Raw genomic sequence first — 1,883 nt, 5'->3', positions numbered from 1 at the left:
TCTAACCGACTGAACTACCACTCCGCGCTGAGTCGACCATTGTACGGGGCTTCCGGAAATTGTGCCAGACCGGTCGAACAGATTTTTCAGGTTCGGTCCCCTGTCGGCACCGTGCGCAGGGAACCGCACCTCTCCCTGCCCGCGGTAACCAGGGGGCCACGGGGGCCCGTCGCTTGCTTCCGCCGCGCCTCCGGCGGCCTGGCCGGAATGACCGGGCAGCGGCGATCGCCGGGGCCCCGGCGTGCGTCATCCCTGCCGCCCCCTTCCCGGTGAAAGGTCGGCCAGACCTGTTTCGTTCGGAGCGGGTTGTTCCCTGTCCCGCCGGGACTCGTCCACCGTGGCGCACCTCCCTCCCTCTCGACGACCTGCTGCGCCCGCGCCCGCCCCACGGCAGCCACGCGGCAGCAGCCGCGCAGAGCATTCGCTTCCATAAATCGGTCCCCTATGGCCGTGCCAGATGCTTTCCGGCCGCAACCGCATCGGGCGGATTCGCTCGCCGCCCTTTCTTCCCGCATGGGCAAGAGATTCCTCGACACGAGCGACCGTCATTCGTCGATCTTGAGAACGAACAATGCAAACGGGCCCCGGAGTCATCCCGATAGAATCGACCTCTGTTCGCACTGCCATTGCTCTTGTGTCATGCCGCCCTCCCGCCTGCTTCGGCTCCTCACCTGGCTACTCCTGCCCATCTCGATGATCGCCTCCGGTCACTCCGCTGATGGCGCCGCCGAGTCCGGACATCCGGTGAACGCCGCGACTTCCTTCATCCCCTATCTCCATGCCGACGGCCGGTTCGGTTTTGTCGATGCTCATGGGCAGACCCCGTTCTCGAAAACCTTCGAGGATGCGCAGCCGTTCACCGAAGACCGGGCCGCGGTGAAATCGGGCGGGAAATGGGGCTATATCGATCTCCGGGGCCGTTGGATCGTGCATCCGCGTTTCACCGAAGCCAGGCCATTCAGGGACGGCGTGGCCTGGGGCGCCATCGTCAAACCGTCCACCCGAAGCGGATTCATCGATTTGAATCCGTTTCATTCCACGGGAAGCCGGAAGTGTTATCTCATCTCTCCGGACGGCCACACACGCCCCTGCGGCGGTGACTATCCGGATCGCTACGACGTGGCGTCCAGCCGTTTCCGGGAGCCGTCGTCGGATTCCCGGGAGCTTCGCGTGGTACGCGCCCCGGACCGCAAGAGCGTCGGTGTGCTCGGTACCGATGGCCGGCAAATGGTCCCGTTCGGCATCTATGACGATCTCCGATATCAATACGACAATTTTTTCGTGGTTCATCGCGTCGGCGGCGGCTGGGGCATCCTGGATGCGGCGCGCAACGTGGAAGTCGTGACTGCGGATCGGCCAAGCTTCAAGTACCTGAAATATACCTCTCCCGAACTGCCGCTCCGCCTGCTGGTCGTGCGACGGGACGACGACACCCGCTGCCTCCTCGATCACGCGGGGGCGGAACTCCATTGCGGCCTGAGCGAGGTTTCGCCTTGGGGAGAGAGTCTGATCGCCGCCAGCAACGGGCAAAAGCAATGGGGAGCTCTCGATACGCGCGGACAACGGGTCATCCCGTTCCGCTATGACTCGGAATTCCGTTTCCGCGATGGCCTTGCGCGCGTGCGTCTCGATGGGGATGAGTTTTACATCGACCTTCAGGGTCACGAGTACCGCACATCGTCCGCGCCGGACTGACGGAAATTCAAGCGAGGCGCCATCCACGACGACGCGTTGGTCCGCGGGCGCTACGCGACATCCGCATCGCTCCGGACGCTGGAAGCAACCACCATCGCCATCTTTCGCGCGACCGACAGGCAACAAAAAACCCCTGACTTCTCAGGGGTTTTTCATGTTCGTGGCGGAGTGGACGGGACTCGAACCCG

General features: G+C 63.8%; 1 protein-coding gene. It reads left to right on the top strand.

Annotated features, from left to right (window positions below; translation table 11 throughout):
* Positions 1–639 precede the first annotated feature (639 nt).
* On the top strand, positions 640–1,695 hold the full coding sequence (locus IQ458_RS19440) for a WG repeat-containing protein (RefSeq protein ID WP_203323841.1): 1,056 nt from the start codon (positions 640–642) through the stop codon (positions 1,693–1,695).
* Positions 1,696–1,883 lie beyond the last annotated feature (188 nt).

The sequence above is a fragment of the Pseudoxanthomonas beigongshangi genome, from assembly GCF_016820515.1.
Taxonomy (GTDB): domain Bacteria; phylum Pseudomonadota; class Gammaproteobacteria; order Xanthomonadales; family Xanthomonadaceae; genus Pseudoxanthomonas_A; species Pseudoxanthomonas_A beigongshangi.
The sequence above is the reverse complement of the archived record's forward strand: the minus strand, read 5'-3'. Positions and strand labels throughout refer to the sequence as shown.